Raw genomic sequence first — 21,136 nt, 5'->3', positions numbered from 1 at the left:
GGGGTTGTCGGGACGTGAATTTTCAGTCGAAGTCGATTATTGCGGCGCTGTGTGCTGCGGCAATTAGTTCGGTGGTCTTGGCGCCAATGGCGTCTGCGGAGGCACCTGGGGTTTCGGTTGCGACCGGAACCGTTGTGTCGAGCGAACCGCTACCTCGCGATCTCTGGATTCCGGGGACCGTCGACGCTACTCGATTCACGTACTGGACCATCGGTTCCGACGGCAGCCCTGCCCTCAGTAGCGGTGCGTACTACGTACCAGCTGGCCCCGCCCCCGAAGGCGGCTGGCCCGTCATCGCGTGGGCGCACGGAACCACCGGCCTCGACGACTCCTGCGCACCTTCCTTGGTCGGGCCAGGACTCCCGGAACGCGACTACCCGTATCTGGGCCGCTGGCTCGCCGAAGGCTATGCCGTGGTCGCAACCGATTACGTCGGGCTGGGAACTCCGGGCCTCATGCCATACCTCGACGGAAAAGTGGAGGCGCACAGCGTCGTTGATTCCGTGAAGGCCGCTCGCGCCCTCGATTCCTCGATCTCGAATCGTTGGGCAGTGGTCGGACAATCGCAAGGCGGCGGCGCGGCAATCACCACCGCGCGATACGCAACCGAATACGGCGGGGATTCTCTCGACTACCGGGGCGGTGTGGGGACGGGTGTGCCGGCAAACATCGAACTGGTCTTCCTGCCGGCCGGTCCCGGATTTCCGCCCATTGCACTCGGCGGAGGCTTGACCTCGTACGCCCTCTACATTCTGGCGGGTCTGCGCGAAGCTCACCCGGAAATCGACGTCAACTCGTACCTGACTCCGCTGGGTCGCGAGCAGGTCGATCTGGCCGAAAAACTGTGCGCCGCAGACTTGGAAGATGCATCGAAGAAGCTCGTTTTGGGCGATGTGCTGTCTCGCCCGCTGAACGAAATCCCGAACTTCTACGGTCTCCTGAACGACTACATGGGTGTGCCGACCAGCGGTTACGACCGCCCCATTTTCATCGGCCAAGGCTTGCTGGACGTGGATGTGCCTGCCCCGTCTGCACTTTCGCTCGTCGCGGCTCTGGTTGCGAATGGTGAACCCGTGACGTTCAAGGCGTACAACACCGACCACAGCGGCGCGTTGATCGAATCGCAAGCCGACACGATTCCGTTTGTCGCGAATCTCTTCCGCTAGTGAAGCGATGGATTGCGGGTCTCGTTGCACTCGGCGTCGTTGCCTATGTGGGGTCCGTCGTCTGGATCTCCGTTGCCGCGAAGGGGCACACCTTCGACGTCGCGGATGCGCCCGAGGCTCCGGTGGTAATCGTTCTGGGTGCTCAGATCAAGGACGGCAAGCCGATGGCGTTCCTGAAAGGGCGCCTCGACGCGGCCGTTCAACTGGTCGAGGACGGTAAAGCGAGCGCCGTGCTGGTGTCCGGGGACGCGAATGGGGCTTCGGGCGACGAGATCGCGGCCATGACAAATTACCTGGTAGAGCAGGGGATCGATGAGCGTCGTATCGTCGGGGATCCGTACGGCCTGGACACATATGACACCTGCTCGAGGGCAATACATACGTATGGTGTGTCGAAGGCGTTGATCGTCACGCAGGGCTACCATGTTCCCCGCGCCGTCGCGTTGTGCCGTGACGCCGGAATCGATGCGGACGGCGTGAACAGTGACTGTGGTTGCGCAACAACGACGTTGGTCAAAAATGCTGCCCGAGAGTGGATTCTTGCCAAGCCGAAAGCGGCAATCGACATGCTGTCCGGTCGTGATGCCAAGGTTACGAGTCCGCCGGAGGATTCGGTCAAATCTGCTGTGCGCCTTTATTAACCGGGGGCGGTTCTGAAGGCGCACAGCAGGAGTCTCACTGAGCCGGCTTCTCCGCGATGATCTGGATCAGGTTGCCGCACGTATCGTCGAAGACAGCGATGACGGCGGTGCCGATATCCGTCGGAGCCTGCGTGAACACCACACCCTTTTCCGTCAGACGGGCATGCTCGGCCTCCACGTCCTCGACTGCAAACTGGGCGAGCGGAATGCCTTCTTCGGCAAGTGCATCGCGATACGGCTTCACGGCCGGATGCTTCGCGGGCTCGAGCAGGAGTTGCGGGCCGTCCGGCGCCTCCGGCGAGACGACGGTGAGCCACGCATCCTCGCCCAGTGGGATGTCGTGGTGCTTCGTGAAACCCAGGACATCGGTGTAGAAGGCGAGTGCTGCTCGCTGGTCGTCGACGAAGATGCTTGTCAGTTTGATTTGCATGGTGTTCCTGTCTCGATGGGCCATCGCCGGGTGATTTCGGCAAGCGGCTCGGGATTGAAGTAGTGGAATTTGGAGCGTCCGCGCCGCTCGGTCACGACCAGTCCAGCCGACTCGAGTACACCGAGGTGCTGAGAGATCGCCTGACGCGTGAAGCCCAGACCGTGTCGCATCGTGAGCAGTGAACAGATCTCGAACAGAGTCTGGCCGTCATGTGCCGCGAGTTCGTCGAGGATGATGCGCCTCGTGTCGTCGTCGAGAGCACGGTAGATGGTGACCACGGCACCACTATAGGCAAGCTGGAGCTTGCATATCAAGAGCTGTTGAGTGAGCACGGTTTGTGCACAGTGAACAACGGTTGTGGCATGCAGCAAGGGGTGCTCGCTGCGCACAAAGGGTGTCAGGTTGCCGAACTCCCTCGAAGGAGGCACTGCCATTACCGGTAACCCCTGGCCCTCGCGCCCGTGGCAGATCTGGGGTTGGCTGAAAGAACGTGTCGTCGACGCAAGGGGTACGGGCAATGACAGGCTGGAGCGAAGAGCAGGTAGCGGCAATCGCGAACCCTCAGGAAGTGCAGGTCGCGACCAGGCGGGCCGACGGTTCGCTGAGAAAGCCCACGATCATCTGGATCGTCGGCGACGGTGACCGGCTCTTCATCCGATCCACTAACGGCAGGCCCGCAGCCTGGTTCAAGGGCGCGATCGCGACCGGAACCGGGCAGATTATTTCCGGCGGCAGCGCGTACGAGGTGAAGTTCGTCGAGGCCGGTGACGCAGACCTCCCGCTTGTGGACAGTGCTTACCGGAAGAAGTACCGCCAGTACCCGAGCATTGTCGATCACCTTGTCGAAAGTGGCCCCCGTTCGGCCACCCTCGAAGTTTTCCCCGCCTGATACGCAAACGGCAGCGAAGGAGTTATTCATGCGCGGCACAATTATCTACGGTCCCAATGACATCCGCTTCGAGGACCGACCCGATCCCGTGATCGCGGAGCCCACCGACGCGATAGTCCGCACAGTGGCAGCGTGCGTGTGCGGTTCGGATCTGTGGCGCTACCGCGGTATCGCGGAGGTCACCAAGCCGACGCCGATCGGGCACGAGTACGTCGGCATCGTCGAAGCGGTTGGCAGCGACGTCACCACCGTGAAGCCCGGACAGTTTGTGGTCGGTGGATTCTTGACCAGCGACAACACCTGCGCGCTCTGCAAAGTCGGCGCACATGCGAACTGTCTCCACGGCACCGGATACGACGGCTGCCAGGCAGAGTTGATCCGTGTTCAGAATGCCGACGGAACACTCATCGCCACCCCCGAACTGCCCGACGAGGCGATGATCCCGAACATCCTGGCGCTCTCCGATGTCATGTGTACCGGCTGGCATGCGGCGGTCAGCGCAGGCGTCAAGCCGGGAAGCACCGTCGTGGTTGTGGGTGACGGCGCGGTGGGCCTCTCCGGTGTACTTGCAGCAGCGGAACTGGGCGCGGAGAGGATCATCGCGATGAGCCGCCATGAGGATCGGCAGCGTCTCGCACTGGAATTCGGCGCCACCGAGATCGTTGCCGAGCGCGGCGACGACGGCGTCGAGCGGGTCAAGGAACTCACGTCCGGAATCGGAGCAGATTCGGTGCTCGAGTGCGTCGGTACTCACGATTCCGTCGAGCAGGCCCTGCGGTCCGCGCGCCCTGGCGGCATGGTTGGCTGGGTCGGCGTTCCCCATGTCGCGGATCTTCCTCAGCGGCACATGTTTTGGAAGAACGTCGGCTTGCGCGGTGGACCTGCACCGGTGCGGGCATACCTCGACCATCTTCTGGACCGCGTCTGGAACGGGCACATCCACCCGGGCAAGGTCTTCGATCTGACTCTGCCGCTCGATCAGGTCGCTGAGGCATATGCGGCCATGGACGAGCGCCGCTCCATCAAGACCATGCTTATTCCGTGAACGCAGGAGTTCGAAACAATCCCGGCAGATTATCGACGGTCCAGCTGGGGGAGGAGTGTTTCGCGGGCCAGCAGCAAGATCGCGGCAGCGATCGGGATGGCGAGCAGTGCGCCGACGATTCCGAGCAGAGCCCCGCCGAGCAGGACAGCAACGACCGTAATCAGGGGTGGTACTTGGACGGTCCGGCCGATGATGCGCGGCACGAGCACGTAGTCCTCGACGAGTCGGAGCATGATGAAGAAGGCTACGGTGGCGAGCGAAATAGGTAGTGACACAGTCAAAGCCACCAGTGCTACGACGATTCCGGCGAGCGTCGATCCGACTATCGGGATCAGGTCGAGTACTGCGACCAGTACGGCGAGCAATAGCGGGTATGGAACGCCGAAGGTGATCAGCCAGATGAAGGTGAGAATGGCGGTGATGAGCGAGATCAGGATGTTTCCGAGGACGTATCCGCCGACCTTGGCGAAGATCTCGTCGCCGATCAGGATGGTCCGCGGGCGGCGGGAGTGGGGTGCCAGGCGGTAGAGCGAGGCGCGGATTCGGGGGAAGTTGGCGAGGAAGTAGGCGGTGAGGACAACCACGATGACGGTTCCGCTGATCGCACTGAACACGAACTTACCGGCACCGAGGATCCCGCCGACGACATCCGGGACACCTTCGCCACCGATCGTCTGCTGGAGCTTGTCCTGAAGATGGAATCGAGAATTGAGTTCGTCGATGGCGGGGTAGCGCTCTTGGAGGTGGTGCAGGTAGCCAGGGGCGTTGTCCACGAGTGCGCTGCCTTGGGTGACGATCGGGGGTATCGCGGCAGCGAGGAAACCGGCGAGCATGCCGAAGGCCGCGAGAAAGACCACGGTCACAGCCGCCCAACGGGGAATTCGGTGCTGCACCAACCAAGACACGACGGGTTCGAGGCCGGCTGCGAGGAACGCGGCGATGACAATGAGGACGAGTACGCCGTGTGCTGCGATCAGTAACTCGATCCCGCCGTAAGTGACGGCCACTCCCGCGGCTGCGGCCATTCCGATCATGAACGGAGACTTGCGATCGAAGCTCGGTCCGGGCTTACCCAGCGGGTGGGCGGGTGAGCTGATTCGGGCAGCGTCTTGTTCTGCAGCGATGATCGGTTGCCCCTCGGCGGAGGTATGGGGTTGCCCGACTACGTCGCCGTGAGCAGGTTCTGCACCTCCGCCCGTGGGCGGTGAGTTGTTGCCGAGCTCGGGCATCGGAACCTCCGCATCTCGAGGTGCGCCCAGCGGGACGGACAATTCTTTCGCTGCGCTGTCCTGGTGGTTTACCTCGAGCGGAGGTAATTCAAGCCGAGCATTGGATCTCGATTCCAAGGTCGATGCGAGCTAGACCGCTGTGGGTAGGGGTGGGAGGAGCAGGAGCAGTGCACGTTCGAGCTGATCGGCGAGTTGCGTCTCTGGATGCGCGATCCAGTACTCGTGGGCCGATTGTGTGGCGGCGAGTACTGCGTGTCCCACCGCAATCGGGAAGAAATAGTCGGGGGTGCGAGCGCTGACGAATTCGGTGGCAGCGGCTCGCCACCGCGTGTGGCGCTGCGATGCCTGCGCTTGCACGGCGGGTTCCGTAAGGACCAGTTGGGCGCGGTGTCTGGCCCATTCGATCTGGTCGTCGGGGAAAGCCATGGCGGTGACTACGGCGCGCACCAAGACGGCTTCGTACGGTTCGGTCGCGGTGCTGTCGGCCAGTGCTTGTCGTAGCCGACTGATCTCGGCGTCCGATTCGACCCACAGGACGTCGGCCTTGGTCGGGAAGTATCGGAAGAAGGTTCGAGTGCTGATTCCCGCTTCGTGCGCGATGTCCTCGACGTTGGTTCGGTCGAAGCCGCGTTCGACGAACAGTCTCTGGGCGACGGCGGCGAGGTGGTGCGCGGTTGTTGCCGCCGGCCTGCCACCGCGGTCGATTCGGTTGTCGGTACTCATCACGCGTCCATCGTTCCAGGTTCGCCCGGCCATGGCGTCGGCCTTCGGGCTTGGGCGGGTTACCCGTATCGCCCGGGCGGTGAGTTTTCTCAAAACGCCATGTTTTGGCATCGACTGACATAACCTCGGTTGTACGACGCGGCACCGCTGAAGGTCGGTGCCACATGTGCCGAAAGGTTTTCTGTCATGGGGCAATTCGACGGTCAAGTTGCATTCGTCACCGGTGCTGCACGGGGCCAGGGGCGCAGCCATGCGCTACGGCTCGCGCAAGAAGGAGCCGACATCATCGCGATAGACGTATGTCGCCAGGTCGACACAGTGCCGTATCCGACCGCCACGGCGGACGACCTCGCGGAAACCGAGCGTGCGGTCAAAGCCCTCGGTCGTCGCATTGTTGCCCGCGAAGTCGACGTCCGGGACCTCGACGGCTTGAAAGTAGTGGTCGACGCCGGTGTCGATGAGCTCGGCCGGCTCGACATCGTGCTCGCCAATGCCGGTATCTCGGTGCCTGCTCCGACGCTCGAGATGTCCGAGGAAACCTGGTCGACGATGATCGACATCAATCTCACCGGAGTGTGGAAGACCTGCGTCGCTTCGGTGCCGCATATTGTCGCGGGTAGTCGGGGTGGCTCCGTGGTGATCACGAGCTCACTCGCCGCTCTGAAAGCGAACGCGAATACCGCGCATTACTCAGCGGCTAAGGCAGGTCTGGTCGGGTTCATGAAGGTGCTCGCCAAAGAACTTGCGCCGCAGAATATCCGAGTCAACACCATCCATCCCACCACCGTGGCAACCGACATGATCCTCAACGACGCCACCTACAAGCTCTTCCGGCCGGACCTCGCCGCGCCGACACGCGCTGACTTCGAGGAAGCCGCATTGACACTCAACACCCTGCCGGTGCCCGCGCTCGAATCATCCGACATCACCGACGCAGTGCTCTACCTCGTCGGAGACAGCGGACGCTATGTCACGGGAACCACGCATACCGTCGACGCGGGTGGTCAGCTCTAGCCGACGGCTCGAGCCCATAACACTTGAAAGGAATCTCAATAGGTTTTGTCAAGCACGGCCGCAGGCCGTTCCGTCTGGCTGAGCCGGAGGCGATGCAGGTACGAAGGACCTGTATGCGAGCACATGCCGCCAAACTGGGAGATAGTTCTGCCCCTCCTCACGCCGCCTGACGGGCAAGTTCACTCTCCGCTCCGGAATAACCGCTTCCCAGTACTTCGACAAATACTGATTCGAAACCGACCCGGACCTTCTACGTCGCATCGCCGACCGCATGGCCCCGTTGGTTCCAGAACACACCGAAATACTCGGCGGACTGGAAATGGGCGGTATCCCGATCGTCACTATGCTCAGCCAGGCAACCGGTCTACCGGCGGTCTTTATCCGTAAGGAACCGAAGTCGTACTGAACCAACAAGCTGGCAGAGGGAATCGACGTCGCAGGGAAGACTGTCACCCTGGTCGAAGATGTCATCACCACTGGCGGTGCGGTCAGGAACGCAGCTCTCGCCCTTCGGGAGCTGGCGCTGGTGTTTCGGTAGTTCTGTGCGCGATCGGTATTTACCAAAGAGTTCTTGGATTCGACACTCGATCACTAAGGTGACGGATTCACGAAATTCTCACCGCAGCTCACGTCTAGCGCGAACCATGCGATAAAGAACGTGCAAACGAAGAGACCCGCCTCTACTGTGATCCGATGGCATCGATCAAGAAGATTCAAGTCACCTTCGACTGTGAGGAGCCTGAGCGCGTAGCGGAATTCTGGTGCGAAGTATTAGGTTACGAGCGCAACGGATCGGGATGTATCGATCCCTCGGGTATAGGTCCGCGCCTGTACTTTCAGCGCGTTCCTGAAAACAAGGTTGTCAAGAATCGACTACATATTGACGTGCGAGTCGGTACGGGACTCGTGGGCGAAGAACGCGTGGCCGCGCTCGAATCCGAATGCGCACGATTGATCGCACTCGGTGCGGTACGTGTGCGACTACTGCGCGCCGATGGCTACAACGAGTCATGCCTCGTAATGCAAGATGTCGAAGGTAATGAGTTCTGTCTCGATTGAGTCACTGTTCACATCGCACCCGCACCAGTCGACGGGTGTCCCTGCCGCATAGCGACAAAGCTTGACACGGCTTACGAATGGACGCGGGCCAGAACACAGTCCATTCGGGTCTGTTACTGATCGCTTCAGAAGTTATCTACGCGGCCAATGCGGCAGTTGGTCCTGGCAAATAGACCACTTTGTCACGGACCATCGCTCACAACACATTCAACCGCAGCCGCGCGAGAGCAAGGACGGCATGGCGATCTCGGCGCATCCTCGCCTGATCTCGCCGAAGTCATCGCGCGCACGGGGCTGTGAGTTCCAGGCACGTGGTTGTCCCGAGGAGTGAACTCTGATCCCAGGCGTGGACGGACACCCCGACGTAGCACCCGCCCCATCTGCCGATGAACGCCAGGTAGCCGTCGTCCGGCACGATGAATTCGGCAGCCAACCGCTCACGTGCTTCTGCTTCGGGAATGGGCCGTCCCGACCCGTAGACTGCGGCCGCGGCGTCGATGCGTTCGATCAGAAAGTTGGAGAATTCCCGAAGCGACACCGATTGTCTTCCTCTCGGACTGAGGCAAGCCTCGTCTCTGATTCGAATCTCCGGACCGCAGTGTGGCCGGTGAGCAAATGCTCACCGGCCACACTACTTTCGACGGAAACTCAGACCAACGCGAAAGCAGCAAATGCTCCCAGTGCGATCAGTGCGGCGCCCGTGATGCTCTGCACCCGACGGTCTACGACGCACATGACCGAGAGGAAACCGGGCATCGAGCCACCGCGATTGGTGTGCACGATTGCCGCGAGGCTAGGCATGCAGCGGCCGAGGGAGACAACGGTGAACAGTGCAGCGCCGAGAGCCGTTGAGCCCGAGGCGATAACACCGAGTGCAAGGAGGTAGTACGCACTCGAGCGGATGAAGATCAGGAATCCGGGCCCGATGATAGCGCCGAAGATCAGTGAGACCTTCCACGGCGCCATGGTGCGGCGCATATGGCGCGGAAGCTGTTGGCGCCGCATCGGAGTCGGCATCGTGAGAACACCCAACTCGTGCAGACCGTACGCAAGTGCCACAACAGCCCAGGCACCCAACGCCCAGCCGATCGGAATGAAACCGGACACCGCCGCGCCGAGAGCGCCGATCAGGGCGCCGGTGACGGCACCTGTCGTGACGGAACCCAGTGCATGCCAACCGAGTCGGCGTACCGGAGTTGACGATCCCTTACGGTCGGCTTGCTTCGGTGCGGCAACAACTCCGGCAACCGACATTCCGCAGGTCGACCAGTTGGCGGCCAGTGAGGTGACCAGTCCGGCTCCGACAACCGCAGTGGTCAAAGCTGTTGTCGCAGAAGGCGCAGCCACGAGTGCAATGCCGGCACCCGCCGCAGCACCTGCGGCGATGAGGCTGGCGCGAGTAGCCGTGCCGACTGAGCCTTGAAGGGTCGGCCGAATGTCAGGGACATCGGTCTGGAGTGGGCCGTGTGAGAGAACGGTAGTCATCAGATCCTCCAAAATGTATGTAGTTCACGAAAAATGATGAGCCAGTAGTCACAACACTGTGATGACTCCGATCATGTACGGGTGCACGGAGCACGAGTACTCGTAGACGCCGGCGCTCTCGAACGTGTGCCGGAAGGTGCCATCTCCGGTGATGCCACTGTCGAACAGTCCGGGTGATTCCACATGATGCAGAAGTCCGCCGTCGTCGAAACGCCACTCGACGGTGCCGCCATGTTCAACGGTGACGTCCATCGGACTGAACTGAACATTGCTGATCTCGACCACGACGTCGGGGGCGGGACCTTCTGTGCCGCACGCGGGAACACACGTTGCCGCGACGGCAAGGCTGAAGCCGGCGATCCACCTCCTCACTATTGAACGATCACGGTGCCGACCATCATCGGATGGGGCGTGCAGTGGTAGGTGAAGGTACCGGCGTCGTCGAACGTGAACGAGAAGGTTCCCTCGGTGAGCAACTCGCTCTTCAGTTTCCCTTCGAGTTCACCGTTACCGACCACGTCGTGGGGGAGTCCGCCGTCGTCGAACTTCCACTCGACGGTCTGGCCCTTTTCGATGGTGACCGACGCCGGTGTGTAGGCCATGTTCTTCACCTCGATCACGACGGCGGGTTCGTCCGACACCGAACTGTCGCTGCTGCATGCGGTGAGACTCAAAGCCGCACAAGCGGCGAGGAAAGCGGGAACGAGCTTCTTCATGAGAGGTCCTCTCGATTCTTCTTACTTGTCAGCGGACGTAACGCAGATTTGCCGTCATTCCGGCTTCGAAGTGGTAGGCATTGTGGCAGTGGAACATCCACTCGCCGGGGTTGTCGGCATCGAACTCGATGGCGAGTTCGCTGCCTGGTAGCACGTTGACGGTGTCACGGCGAAGCCCGCCGTAATCCGGTACCGCAAAGGTGTGGCCGTGAGTGTGCATGGGATGCCACATGGTGGACGTGTTCTTCATCGTAATCCGAACGCGTTCACCCTGTTTCATCACGAGTTTGCCCGCATCGGCACCGGCCATACCCCACACGTAACGATCTCCGGCTTGGATCAACTCGATGTGGTAGTCGCGATCGGGTGACTTCGTCTCGAGGCGTGTGGATTCCGCGGGACGGAGAGCGCTTTCGAGCACCAAACGGCCGCCCAACTCCGAGATCACACCACCCACATCCGGATTCGAGAGTGCCAACGCGTCGGTGCTGCGAAGGAGGGTCGACGCGTATCCGTCGCGGCCCTCGACCTTGGCGACCACCGGCCATGTTCCCGACTTGACCGTCACGAGTACGTCGTAGCGCTGCGCCATTCCGACGATGATGGCGTCGGCGGGAGTCGGCTCCACGTCGAAGCCATCGGTGGCTACGATCGTCATCTCGTGCCCGGCCACGGCAAACCGGTACGGAGTTTCGGCCGCCGCGTTGATGATTCGTAGTCGCAGAGTCGAACCGGGCGCAGCGGTCACCACAGCTGGATCGTTGGGCGGTCGCCCGTTGATCAAGTGCAATGGATACGCGATGTGTTGTGTCATGCCGCCCAAAGGCTCGGACGAACCATGGCCGGCGCTCACCAACTGCTGCGCAACTGCCATGTCACCCTCGGCGTGCTCAACGGGTGTTGATGCGGCTCCGCCGTGGCCGCCGTGGCCGCCGGCAATTGCCGGATTGAGTGCCATCAGTATGGAATCCGGTGTGGTACCCAATCCGTCGACCCAGTCGTCGAGTACCAGAACGGCATCGGCGTCGGCCCCACTGGAGTCGTTCGGGTCCTCGACGATCATGGCGCCGAAGAGTCCGCGGTCTGCCTGTAGTCCGCTGTGCGAGTGGTACCAGTACGTTCCCGGATCCGGGGCGACGAAGTTGTAGTCGAAGGTCGAAGCCGCCGCGATGGGAGCCTGCGTGGTTGGTGCCGCGCCGTCCATGTCGTTGCGGATTCGAATTCCGTGCCAGTGCAGCGTGGTTTCGGCATCGAGGTTGTTCTGGACGGAGACGTTCACCCGGTCACCGGATTTCAGCCGAAGTTCCGGAGCGACAGCAGCGCCACCGTACGTCCATGTGTCCACGAGGCGTCCGCCGAGATCAACCGTCGAGAATCCGGCTGCCAAGGCAAACGCGGCGGTGGTTCCGTTCCAGGCTCGTGCCGACTCTGCAGCAGCAACTTCGGGGTCGGTGGGCATGATGAAGTCGAGATCGGTCAGCGGCGTCGGAGTTGCTGCAGTGGAACTGCATCCGGCGATCGTTCCCACGGCGCCGAGCCCGATTGCCCCGGCGCCGAGTGCTCCCAGACTCAGGAAGCGGCGCCGGCCCATCACTACACCGGATCCGGGACGACTCATCGAAGTACTTCTGGTGTGATCAACCCGGTGACATCACCGACATTGCCCGAGATATCCACGGAACTGACCTGCTCACCGGTGGTTGCGTTGTAGCCCACGATCTTCTGCGGAGCGGAGCCTTCTACCTCCGGAGCGGAGCCTTCTACCTCCGGTCCGGTGCCGAGCACGTAGAACGTTGCACCGTCAACTGAGAAGGCGGTGCTTCCGATATCGGTGAGGCCGAGGTCGGCCAGAGAAAGACTCTTGATCGGGGCGAACGTAGCCGCGTCGAAGAGATCGATCTTCACGATCGAACCACCGCGAGCGGAGTCCGGGTGAATTGCGCTGTCGGTGTATTCGATTGCCAGACGCGTTGCATCCGCATTGATGAGGTTCTCGGAGAAGCGTCCGGAATCCTGGCCCGCATTTCCGATGGGCTTGACGGCTTCCTTGGGTAGTCCGTTCGAGAAGTCGAAGACGAAGACGTCACCGTTCTCGCTGACCAACAACGCGTTCTGTGCGTCGGCCGCCCACGTCACCTTGCGAGTGGAGACGAAATCGTCGGGCAAGACCTTGGATCGGGCGGTCTCGGTGGGGACTCCGTCGTCGCTGATTGTGACTTGAAGCAGCTCACGGGTGTCCTCGCACACGCTGTAGAGCTCGTGTCCGACCATCCAGGTGAACGGTCCACATCCGACGATCTGGAGGGCGCCGGTCGCCTCCTGCTTCTCCAAGTCGACAACACGGATGCCGTACAAGCCGTCGTCCCAAGTGACAAAGAACTTGCCGTCGGAGGTGACGGCATTGGAGCCGGGACGCGAATGCACGCGTGCGACATCCGGCAGCATGACCTCGGCCGGCTCCAACAGGTTGCCGGAGTAGGTGCTGACCGTGAAATCGGCTGCCCCGCGCGAACCTCGGGGACGCCACACTTCGGCGGCGAGTACTGCTGGGTCATCGGCGGAGTCCCCGACAAATCCGTGGATGACAGGATCCCAGATACCGGGTCCGACGGTGATACGGCTCTCGGCCACACCGGTTTTCGGATCGATGACGTTGACGCTGAGTTCGAGCTGACCGAAGCCACCCTCGACGCCGAGGAGTCGGTCAGCGGCAATCGGAACGATCGACCCGACGTGCAGGGGTTCGGGAATGGTGTCGCCGATTTCCTGATCGTCGTGACCGAGCGAAATGCCATCACCAGGAGCGGTGAACGGGACGGTGGGATAGGTGACATCACCTGCGCTGGAAGGTTCGTCGTTGTCGGACGAACTGCAACCAGCCAGTGCGAGCACAACGGTGAGAGGCAGTATTGCGACGGCGGGACGGGCGAGCTTTCGGATTCGTGAACTGCTCATGATCCGGCACCGACCTTGGGGCGTGCAGCCGGACGGGTCTGGCAGTCCTCACCGATGATGGGAGCCATGGTGCAGGTGTACGCCTGCGATTCGTCGGAGACACACCAGATGATTTCCTGGTCGTAGCTGCCGGAAACCGGGTTGTACATCACTGCCTGCATGTCCGGCTCGCCGCAGAAGGCGTTGGAACACGAAGGCGCACCGCAGCAGTCGTAGTACGCGATCAGATAGGTCTTTCCGGTATCGGGATTGGTGCAGCAGCCAACCCAGAACTCGGCGCCTGGCTTACTGCCGGGCGCGCACGTGGTGACACCGCCGCCGTTGCAGGCAGCGCAGGATGTGCCGTCCATGTTGCACCAGCGCCAGTATTCACATTCCGCGGGATCCTTGCCGTCGTACACGGGAACAAGCGGTTCCGGGCCCGGTGCCGGAGCGGGAGGCGCGGCTTCTTGAGCAAACGCGGTACGAGTGACGGGCAAGGTGCTGATCAGCGCTACGCCGGATACTCCCATGGTCCACTTGCCGATTCGGCTGATCATCGACCGCCGCGAGACGCGTTCGGAGAGCTTGCGGCCGGTGCGGCTGGTCAGTGAACCACCTTGGCCTGCCATCCATTCGGCCTGCGCTTGAACGGTTGCCTCGTCTACCGGATATCGGTTCTCTGTCATGTTGTGCTGTGGAAACGCATTGTCGTCCAACAAATTTCTCCTGATTCGTGAAGAGGAACGAGCAGAACTCAGGGTGATCAGGCCGCGCTGCCCGACTTAGCCTGCGCATGAAGGTGCTGGAGTGAGGGGGTGCCGGACTCGAGTGCGTTGAGCAGGCTCTCGACCTGAGCCATGTGGTTGCACAGGCCCTTGCCGCGAATCTTGCCGTGCTCGTCGAGAATCACGCCGTACGGAGTGGTGCCCACCTGGTAGGCGATGCCGACGTCACGAGCGTCGATGTAGCTGAGCTCGGGACCGATGCCGCTGCCGGCCAAGAACTCTCGGTGTTCCTCGGGGGTTCCGTCGGAGATGATGACAACGTCGAGGTCGGATTCGGCTCGGGCCATTGCCCGCACGCCGGGAAGCAGGCTCTTGCAGGTCGAGCAACTCGGTGCTGTGAACAGCAGGAGCTGAGCCTTGTCTCGATGACCACCAACTCCGACGGTTCGACCTTCCTGGTCGATCAAACCGGCAAACGACGGCCCAACCTGTTCGACCTTGGGACCGGTATCCATCATTCGGGCACCGAGTGGTCCGAGACGCACCTGCACACGGCCGATTTCACGGGCGAGAGCGAGAACCATCAAGAACAGTACGGCCACGGCGATCACGAGAATCACGGTCGCTACGAGTAGAAAAGTAGTCATCGTCGAAGTCCTGCCTTTGCGCAGTCGGTGAATAGGGAGAAGGTCAAACGCCGTACCGAGACGTGGCGCCGGCGGCACGCAGTCGGACGGAAGCACTCGAGAGGTAGTCGTCGACGGGGCGCTTGCCGAAATGAACGACGGATCGGATCTGTGCGATGGCGACGCCGCCCAGCACCAGGAGGAGTGCGAGGGTGGCAGCTGTTGCTTGCGCGCCCGCGCCCGCGGAGCTGCCGATTGCCAGGATGGAGAGTGACGCAGCGGCAAGGATTCCGGCACGTACCGCGTGGAACCATCCGATACGCGGGATCTCGCCGATGCCGAATGCGAAGCAACCACAGTCGAGGTCGCGTCGGCCGCGAGCAAGGTTGACGACAAGGCCGACAAAGAACGACGCGAACATGAGTGCGGCAACCCCGGCCGCCCACTGCCGGGCGATGCCGGTCACGAGAAGTGCGCCCGCCACGGTCTCGGCGATGGGAAGTGCCCGGGCAACCGGTCCTTCGAGCCCGCTCGGAAGGACTTTGTATCCACGTACCGAACGCAGAACACCGTCGTAGTCCGTCAGCTTGGGGATGCCGGCGAGCAGTAGGACAAACCCGATGATCGCCGATACGGCAGCGATGGTGAAGTCCATGATTCCTCCCTTTCAGGTCGGCAAGCGCTGGTGTGTGGGACACATCCTGTACTGGTGATGCGGCGAACATGCTTCGGTGTCGATACGTCCGGGGGATACGCAACTGGGAATGCGCACCGCCGGTGAGAATCGATATTTGTGCAGGTCAGTAGGTTTCTTCGGCACGGGATTGACATGGTTCGGAGCTGTGGCAGGGCCAGCGGGCGAGACCTCGAGCGCGCGGATTCCCACTTGGATCGTCACTGCGCGCCACGGTGGAAACTGCCCGGAAACAAATGCGGACTAACTTGACCGAAATCGGTGAATCGGATATCGGACGGACGGTGAGACATGGCCGTGACGGCGGCGTTGCGCGCGGCACTCGCGCGGGCACAGAGTGCGGATCAGGACGGCGAGCCGGTGTACTCGCCGTTGCGCGGTCTGGGTCGGCGGCGGCTGACGCCGATCGATCTTCTCGGACAGTCGTTGTCGACCATCGCACCGGCTACGGGAATGGTGTTCATCGCATTGTGGATGATCACGTACAGCCCTGGGTACGCAGGTTTGGCCGCCATCGCCGCGACAACGTCGGCAGTTTTTCTGGTTGCGCTCTGCATCACGCATTTCACCCGCAGGCTGGCGGCGGCTGGTTCGCTCTACAGCTTTGTCTTCCAAGGTACCGGAACCCGAAGTGCGCTTTTAGTCGGAGCCGCGTTGGTCGTCGGGTATCTCGGGATCTCGATATCGGTGTTGGCCCAGGCGGTTCCCAGTCTGCTGGATACGATTTCGCTCATCGGCACCAATGTAGGCGGGCCGCTTTCGACGGTAGTGGTGACCGTACTGATCGCCCTCACCGTTGCGTGGATAGCGGTGCGTGGAGTTCGGTTTGCGACCCGCGCGATTCTGGTGATCGAAAGCTGTTCGTTGATCTTGATCATCGCGGTGATGCTGGCAACCCGTACCGATACGACAAGCACTGTGTCACTGCCGAATCAGTCTTTGAGCGTGGTTCCTTTTCTGGCGATGCTGACTGTTCTGAGTATGGCCGGATTCGAGAGTGCAGCATTCTTCGGTCCAGAGGCCAAGCGCCCGTTGATCACTGTCACACGCACAGTGCTGATTTCGCCGATCATCTGCGGGCTACTATTCGTCTTTGCAGCGTGGGCGGCGATGACGGGGCATGGCGCAACCATCGTCGGGGCGTACTTCCAGGGGACGGCATCCGGTGCCAGTGCCGGGGTAGTTCTGGCGGTCAAGGTCGGTATGACGTGCTCGTGGCTGGCATGCACTCTCGGCTGCGCGCAAGCGGGTTCGAGGTTGTTGTACTCCATGGGCGTCGAACGGGCGCTGCCGTCATCGCTCGCCCGGATGCACCGTCGATTCCGAACCCCTTACATTGCGGTCCTCGCGTTTGTCTCCGTCAGCACAGTCGGCGTTCTTCTGTTTTCCGATGCGGTGAGAGATGATTCAGGCTCTTTCGACGGAGTGGTGGAAATTGCCCTCGTGTGCGCGTACACGTTGGTGGCCTTTGCGTCCTGGAAGTTCTTGAACCGAATCGGCGAGCACACAGCGGTGACACGTGTGTGCACGTTGTCGGTCAGCGTCGCCGGGGCCGGTTTGCTTGTGTACATCATTCTCGACGGTGCCGTCCACGGAATCTGGGCGCTGCCGTGTGCTGCTGGAGCGCTTGCTGCATCCGGAGTGATCTGGAGTGCAATTCTCCGGCGGGTGCGGCCTGAGAGTCTGACGGCGGTAGGAGCTTTCGACAGCCTTGAAACTGCGGACCTCCTACCTGGGGCCGGAACACTCCTTATCGGCGACGACGGTCGACGACGCCTGGTGCCGGATCGTTCTGCCGCAGACCGCGACCTACCGGAGTGGGGCGAGTGAGCGCCGACCGCGCCACCACCGGCACCAGAGTCGGCAAACGGACCAGCGACGAATCGCACTTCAGCGGGCAGCAACCCAAAGCGGTTCAGAAAGCGCTCGGGATGCTCGAGGCGGTTGCGCATCTGGGACCGGGAACAACCGCGAAGGAGATCGCCACTTTCGCGGGAGTTCCATCGGCCACGGCGTATCGGATGCTGAATCTGTTGGTGGCAGAGGGTTTTCTCGTGCGGGTACCTGACCTGTCCGGCTTTGCGTTGGGGCGTCGGACGGCTGAGTTGTCGCATGCCGCAACAACGAGTGGCCCGGCGCCGTCGCTGCACGAACAAGTCGAAGACATGCGTACCCACACGAGATACGGATTGCATGTTGCGTCGTTCAACGCCGGGCGACTCCGATTCATCGACAAGGACCCTGATCACGAGATCATCGGGATAACCACGCTTTCGAAGAACATCCATGCAAATGCGCTGGGCAAACTTCTGTTGGCCTACGACGAGCGGCTCGTTGTCGATTTGGAACTACGTCGACTCACCGAATTCACGATCGATGATCGTGCCATGCTGGCCGAGCAGTTGCGTTCGGTTCGATTGCAGGGGTTCGCGTTCGAGAATCAGGAATCCCGGCTCGGGCGGTCGGCGTTAGCGGTGCCCATTCGCGATCATGCCGACCTGGTCGCCGGCGGATTGTGTATCCAGGGTTCGTGCGAGCGTGTCACTGTGGAAGACCGAGAGTTGGTGGGCTTTCTCCTCGATTGCGCGCGGCGTCTCACAGGGCTGATCTGAGATGTCAGCGTAGACGGGTGGGTAGTCCCGCGGTCATCAGGACAACCGACTCGGACGCATCGGCGATGCGTGCGTTCAGTAGGCCGAGCAGGTCCCGAAAGAGACGACCGGACTTGGTTTCCGGAACAACTCCACTGCCGACTTCATTGGTGACTGCAATGATCGGGACAGGGCAGGACTTCCAGGCAGCTAGCAACTGATCGATGTCTTCGCGAACCGCAGCGGTGTTGCCGTCCAGCCAGGCATCGTGGCGATTCATCTGTGCGGTCAGCCAGGTACCTAGGCAGTCGAGCAGGATGGGGTCGGTTGAGCCGGAGAGTATTTCGATTACATCGACGGTTTCGAGAGTTGCCCAGGTTGCCGGCCGCCGCGCGCGATGTGACGCTACCCTTTCCGTCCAGTCGGGATCGTCGTCATGCGGATCTCCGGTGGCGATGTATGTGACGTGCCGGTATCCGGACAGTAATGCTTCGGCGTAGGTGGACTTGCCCGCCCGGGCGCCACCGGTAACCAGAGTTCGGCCAGGCGCGCGGGAGCCGATGCGCAGCACTGTGCCGTCGAGAACGGTTCGTGCGCCGCACTGTTCTAGTGCTGCCGAGAGTTCGTGTGCGAGCGGGTTGTGGTGGCCGAGGTGGACGGCCACGATGTCGGTTCTGTCTGTGACCGCGCCGATTTCGCGCAGTGTGGCGACCGTCCGGGCGAAGCTGGGCAGATCGTGGTGCCCGGTGCCATGATCGGTCTTGAATCCGAAGGTTTCCTCGAGGAAAAGGGCGTCGAACGAGGCGTTCTCGAGCTCGGCGATTGTCGACGGTGCGAGGGGCCCGGTGTCGGTGGCCCAGAAGACGCGGGCACCGGCATTGTCGGTGATGTCGTAGAGCAGGGTCGGAACTTCATGTGTCGCTTCGAGAGCGCGAACGTCATACGTGCCCAGTGTGATCGATTGGCCAGCGACAAGCGGTGTGAAGGTGACCGGGTCGTGTGGCCCCACCCAGTCGCGGCAGAGATCAAGGGCGTCAGGAGGTCCGAGTACCTGCAGTGGTTCGGTGCGATCGGCCCATGACCGGAAGAGCAGCGCCATCGGGCCGAGATGATCGGGATGCGAGTGAGTGAGCAGGATGTGTTCGACTCCGGCAAGGGTGCGGCCGGATCGCGAAGCGGCGCGTGGTACTTCGGGGCCGCAGTCGAGCAGGATTCGATTGTCCAGCAGGGCCGCTGTGTGCCCTCGGACCGTGCCGCTTGCCAGTGCGGCGGTGCAGGATGTGCACTCGCAGAAGGGGTTGGGCCAACCGTCGGCGGCGCCGGTACCCAGCATCAGCAGTTCCATCAGCGGCCGTCCTGCTCCCGGATCGGTACCACGACGGGTCCGCTCGGTCGATCGAGAACCTCGACGCGGGCGCCGTAGATCTCGCTGAGGAGGTCCGAACGCAGAACGTCGGCCGGTGATCCGTCTGCCACCACGCGGCCCCGATCGAGCAAGACGATGCGCGATCCGTACTGCCCCGCGAGAGTGAGATCGTGCATCGCGGCAATCACGGTGATGTTGTCCGACAAGCGCATTGCCTCCACAAGATCGAGGACCTGCTGCTGGTGTCCGATGTCGAGGGCGCTGGTGGGCTCGTCGAGGAGCAGCACTTTCGGTTCCTGCGCGAGCGCTCGGGCCAGCACTACTCGCTGCAATTCACCGCCGGACAGTTCGGTAGCCCGGCGATCGGCAAATTCAGTGAGGTCCAGGCGCTGAATGACGTTGTTGATCACCATGCGATCGGCGGCGGTCTCCGTGCCGAAGCGTCGTAGATACGGAGTTCGGCCGAGCGCGACAAGTTCTTTGACTGTTGCGCCCTCCGGTACCACGGGCCGTTGTGGCATCAGCGCGACAACTTGAGACATGGCTTTGCGACCGGCATCTCGAGGGTTACGGCCGGAGACGGTGAGTTGGCCGGCAGACGGAATCAACCCGGCGAGCGCATGCATCAGCGTGGTTTTCCCGGCGCCGTTCGGTCCCACAACAGCAACCCATTCACCCTCTGCAACGTCGAGTCCGATGCCGTCGACAACGTTGTTGCCGCCCAGGACAACCCGAAGGTCCTGGCAGTGAACGGCAAACTCGGTCATGCCGACACCCGACTGCGGCGTAGGACGAGCAGGAAGAACGGGGCGCCGATCATGGCTGTCACAACGCCGATGGGAAGTTCGGCGGGGGACATCAATGATCGGGCGGCAACGTCGGTGAGGACGAGGAACGCTGCGCCCAGCATCAGCGACAGCGGGAGAAGCAGTCGATGCGAAGGTCCTGCGACCAGTCGAACGGCATGGGGAACAACAATTCCCACAAAGCCGATGAGGCCGCTGGCACTGACCACTGCTGCTGTTCCGAGAGTTGCCGCAAGAACCAGGACGAGTCGAGAGCGGGCGGGATCCACACCGAGACTGGCTGCCTCCACGTCACCAACTGCCATGACGTCGAGTACTCGACGGTGAATCAGGATGACTACCGAGGCCACAATCACGTACGGCAGCACAACAAGAACTTCCGACCAACCGTCCGTCGACAGACCGCCGAGCAACCACGAATAGACCTCGCGCAGTGAATCGTCGAACCGTTGCTGCACAAAAGTTTGCGCGGCATTGGTGAACGCGGCCACCGCAACGCCGGCCAGAATGATGACGACCGCGTTCTGGGCGCCGCCGATACTGCGGCCCAGAGCGTACGTGATGAATACGGCTAGAACGCCACCGACAAAGGCGGCCATGGGGATTCCGAACATTCCCACAGCCCCGCCGGAGACGATAGCCAACGTTGCGCCAAGTCCGGCACCACTGGACACTCCCAGAAGATACGGATCGGCCAACGGATTTCGGAACACACCCTGATACGCGGCTCCCGCGACGGCCAGCATCGCGCCCACCAAGGCACCCAGGACTACGCGGGGAAGTCGGATCTGCCAGAGAATTGCCTGCTGTTGAACGGTCAGCCCGGAATCGATATCGACGCCCGGAATCCCGTCGAGCAGTTCGAGAATGACCCGATCAGGGGTAAGGCCTGCCGGTCCCACCAGAACGCCGATCAACAGTGACACGCATAAAATGAGTGCGGCACCGACCAGCGCGGTGGTTCGATGGTTCGCGAGACCGGCCTTGTGCATCA

Annotated in this window: 25 protein-coding genes; 9 read left to right on the top strand and 16 right to left on the bottom strand. The window is 61.9% G+C overall.

Going from position 1 to position 21,136, the window contains the following annotated elements; translation table 11 throughout:
- Nucleotides 1–14: 14 nt before the first annotated feature.
- Nucleotides 15–1,166 (top strand): alpha/beta hydrolase family protein, encoded by a 1,152-nt coding sequence (locus RG2_RS21735; protein WP_033233552.1) that lies wholly within the window; start codon nt 15–17, stop codon nt 1,164–1,166.
- Complete coding sequence (locus RG2_RS21730; RefSeq protein ID WP_045065340.1) at nt 1,166–1,807, top strand: SanA/YdcF family protein; 642 nt, start codon at nt 1,166–1,168, stop codon at nt 1,805–1,807. Before RG2_RS21735 ends, RG2_RS21730 begins: the two co-directional genes overlap by 1 nt.
- Before the next feature lie 34 nt (nt 1,808–1,841).
- Here RG2_RS21730 and RG2_RS21725 read toward each other — a convergent pair whose 3' ends face one another.
- Together RG2_RS21725 and RG2_RS32025 are read right to left on the bottom strand one after the other, a co-directional pair.
- Complete coding sequence (locus RG2_RS21725) at nt 1,842–2,237, bottom strand: VOC family protein (protein WP_033233551.1); 396 nt, start codon at nt 2,235–2,237, stop codon at nt 1,842–1,844.
- Nucleotides 2,222–2,506: an ArsR/SmtB family transcription factor gene (locus RG2_RS32025; protein ID WP_033233848.1), complete on the bottom strand. Its 285-nt coding sequence runs from the start codon at nt 2,504–2,506 to the stop codon at nt 2,222–2,224. Before RG2_RS32025 ends, RG2_RS21725 begins: the two co-directional genes overlap by 16 nt.
- A 248-nt stretch (nt 2,507–2,754) precedes the next feature.
- On the opposite strand from RG2_RS32025, the gene RG2_RS21715 reads away from it, so the two are divergent.
- Both RG2_RS21715 and RG2_RS21710 read left to right on the top strand, forming a co-directional pair.
- A complete protein-coding gene (locus tag RG2_RS21715) occupies nt 2,755–3,126 on the top strand; it encodes a DUF2255 family protein (RefSeq protein ID WP_033233548.1) in 372 nt (123 codons plus the stop codon).
- A gap of 28 nt (nt 3,127–3,154) precedes the next feature.
- On the top strand, nt 3,155–4,171 hold the full coding sequence (locus tag RG2_RS21710) for a zinc-dependent alcohol dehydrogenase family protein (RefSeq protein WP_033233546.1): 1,017 nt from the start codon (nt 3,155–3,157) through the stop codon (nt 4,169–4,171).
- Nucleotides 4,172–4,200: 29 nt separating this feature from the next.
- Here the strand turns inward: RG2_RS21710 and RG2_RS21705 are convergent, their stop codons facing one another.
- On the bottom strand, nt 4,201–5,400 hold the full coding sequence (locus RG2_RS21705) for an AI-2E family transporter (protein ID WP_033233544.1): 1,200 nt from the start codon (nt 5,398–5,400) through the stop codon (nt 4,201–4,203).
- A gap of 129 nt (nt 5,401–5,529) precedes the next feature.
- A complete protein-coding gene (locus RG2_RS21700; RefSeq protein WP_033233847.1) occupies nt 5,530–6,123 on the bottom strand; it encodes an acyl-CoA-like ligand-binding transcription factor in 594 nt (197 codons plus the stop codon).
- Nucleotides 6,124–6,309: 186 nt separating this feature from the next.
- Here RG2_RS21700 and RG2_RS21695 point away from each other — a divergent pair, with 186 nt between their 5' ends.
- The 3 genes from RG2_RS21695 to RG2_RS21690 all read left to right on the top strand — a co-directional run bounded on the left by RG2_RS21695 (nt 6,310) and on the right by RG2_RS21690 (nt 8,196).
- Complete coding sequence (locus RG2_RS21695; RefSeq protein WP_033233542.1) at nt 6,310–7,137, top strand: mycofactocin-coupled SDR family oxidoreductase; 828 nt, start codon at nt 6,310–6,312, stop codon at nt 7,135–7,137.
- A 271-nt stretch (nt 7,138–7,408) separates the two neighbouring features.
- Nucleotides 7,409–7,543 (top strand): hypothetical protein, encoded by a 135-nt coding sequence (locus RG2_RS32395; protein ID WP_255285235.1) that lies wholly within the window; start codon nt 7,409–7,411, stop codon nt 7,541–7,543.
- Nucleotides 7,544–7,830: 287 nt separating this feature from the next.
- Nucleotides 7,831–8,196 (top strand): VOC family protein, encoded by a 366-nt coding sequence (locus RG2_RS21690; RefSeq protein ID WP_033233540.1) that lies wholly within the window; start codon nt 7,831–7,833, stop codon nt 8,194–8,196.
- Between the two features lie 277 nt (nt 8,197–8,473).
- Here the strand turns inward: RG2_RS21690 and RG2_RS21685 are convergent, their stop codons facing one another.
- The 9 genes from RG2_RS21685 to RG2_RS21645 form a co-directional block, all read right to left on the bottom strand.
- Nucleotides 8,474–8,734: a hypothetical protein gene (locus RG2_RS21685; RefSeq protein WP_051730410.1), complete on the bottom strand. Its 261-nt coding sequence runs from the start codon at nt 8,732–8,734 to the stop codon at nt 8,474–8,476.
- Nucleotides 8,735–8,844: 110 nt separating this feature from the next.
- Complete coding sequence (locus RG2_RS21680) at nt 8,845–9,681, bottom strand: hypothetical protein (RefSeq protein ID WP_033233538.1); 837 nt, start codon at nt 9,679–9,681, stop codon at nt 8,845–8,847.
- A gap of 48 nt (nt 9,682–9,729) precedes the next feature.
- A complete protein-coding gene (locus tag RG2_RS21675; protein ID WP_080711673.1) occupies nt 9,730–10,053 on the bottom strand; it encodes a cupredoxin domain-containing protein in 324 nt (107 codons plus the stop codon).
- A complete protein-coding gene (locus RG2_RS21670) occupies nt 10,053–10,397 on the bottom strand; it encodes a cupredoxin domain-containing protein (protein WP_033233534.1) in 345 nt (114 codons plus the stop codon). Before RG2_RS21670 ends, RG2_RS21675 begins: the two co-directional genes overlap by 1 nt.
- A 28-nt stretch (nt 10,398–10,425) precedes the next feature.
- Entirely contained in the window at nt 10,426–12,015 is a 1,590-nt protein-coding gene (locus RG2_RS21665) for a multicopper oxidase family protein (RefSeq protein WP_033233532.1), read from the bottom strand.
- Complete coding sequence (locus tag RG2_RS21660; protein WP_033233530.1) at nt 12,012–13,352, bottom strand: hypothetical protein; 1,341 nt, start codon at nt 13,350–13,352, stop codon at nt 12,012–12,014. Before RG2_RS21660 ends, RG2_RS21665 begins: the two co-directional genes overlap by 4 nt.
- Nucleotides 13,349–14,020 carry a methylamine dehydrogenase light chain gene (locus tag RG2_RS21655; RefSeq protein ID WP_033233846.1) on the bottom strand — a complete coding sequence of 224 codons (672 nt, stop codon included), beginning with the start codon at nt 14,018–14,020 and terminating at the stop codon, nt 13,349–13,351. Before RG2_RS21655 ends, RG2_RS21660 begins: the two co-directional genes overlap by 4 nt.
- 77 nt (nt 14,021–14,097) lie before the next feature.
- Nucleotides 14,098–14,706, bottom strand: a complete 609-nt coding sequence (locus tag RG2_RS21650) for a redoxin domain-containing protein (RefSeq protein ID WP_033233528.1) — start codon at nt 14,704–14,706, stop codon at nt 14,098–14,100.
- Nucleotides 14,707–14,749: 43 nt separating this feature from the next.
- Nucleotides 14,750–15,340 carry a MauE/DoxX family redox-associated membrane protein gene (locus tag RG2_RS21645; protein ID WP_033233525.1) on the bottom strand — a complete coding sequence of 197 codons (591 nt, stop codon included), beginning with the start codon at nt 15,338–15,340 and terminating at the stop codon, nt 14,750–14,752.
- A gap of 330 nt (nt 15,341–15,670) precedes the next feature.
- On the opposite strand from RG2_RS21645, the gene RG2_RS21640 reads away from it, so the two are divergent.
- Nucleotides 15,671–17,209, top strand: a complete 1,539-nt coding sequence (locus tag RG2_RS21640) for an APC family permease (protein WP_033233523.1) — start codon at nt 15,671–15,673, stop codon at nt 17,207–17,209.
- Nucleotides 17,206–17,991, top strand: coding sequence for an IclR family transcriptional regulator (locus RG2_RS21635; RefSeq protein WP_033233521.1), 786 nt, complete (start codon nt 17,206–17,208; stop codon nt 17,989–17,991). Before RG2_RS21640 ends, RG2_RS21635 begins: the two co-directional genes overlap by 4 nt.
- Nucleotides 17,992–17,995: 4 nt before the next feature.
- Here the strand turns inward: RG2_RS21635 and cobU are convergent, their stop codons facing one another.
- Genes cobU through RG2_RS21620 form a run of 3 tightly spaced genes read right to left on the bottom strand, consistent with a single transcriptional unit; the run spans nt 17,996 to nt 21,134 of the window.
- On the bottom strand, nt 17,996–19,315 hold the full coding sequence (cobU, locus tag RG2_RS21630) for a bifunctional adenosylcobinamide kinase/adenosylcobinamide-phosphate guanylyltransferase (RefSeq protein ID WP_033233519.1): 1,320 nt from the start codon (nt 19,313–19,315) through the stop codon (nt 17,996–17,998).
- A complete protein-coding gene (locus RG2_RS21625; RefSeq protein ID WP_033233517.1) occupies nt 19,315–20,103 on the bottom strand; it encodes an ABC transporter ATP-binding protein in 789 nt (262 codons plus the stop codon). The genes cobU and RG2_RS21625 overlap by 1 nt, the downstream gene beginning before the upstream one ends.
- Nucleotides 20,100–21,134, bottom strand: coding sequence for a FecCD family ABC transporter permease (locus RG2_RS21620; RefSeq protein WP_033233515.1), 1,035 nt, complete (start codon nt 21,132–21,134; stop codon nt 20,100–20,102). Before RG2_RS21620 ends, RG2_RS21625 begins: the two co-directional genes overlap by 4 nt.
- Nucleotides 21,135–21,136: the final 2 nt, after the last annotated feature.

The sequence above is a fragment of the Rhodococcus globerulus NBRC 14531 genome, from assembly GCF_001894805.1.
Taxonomy (GTDB): domain Bacteria; phylum Actinomycetota; class Actinomycetes; order Mycobacteriales; family Mycobacteriaceae; genus Rhodococcus_F; species Rhodococcus_F globerula.
Note: the sequence above shows the minus strand (reverse complement) of the source record. Positions and strands in the feature narration are given on the sequence as shown.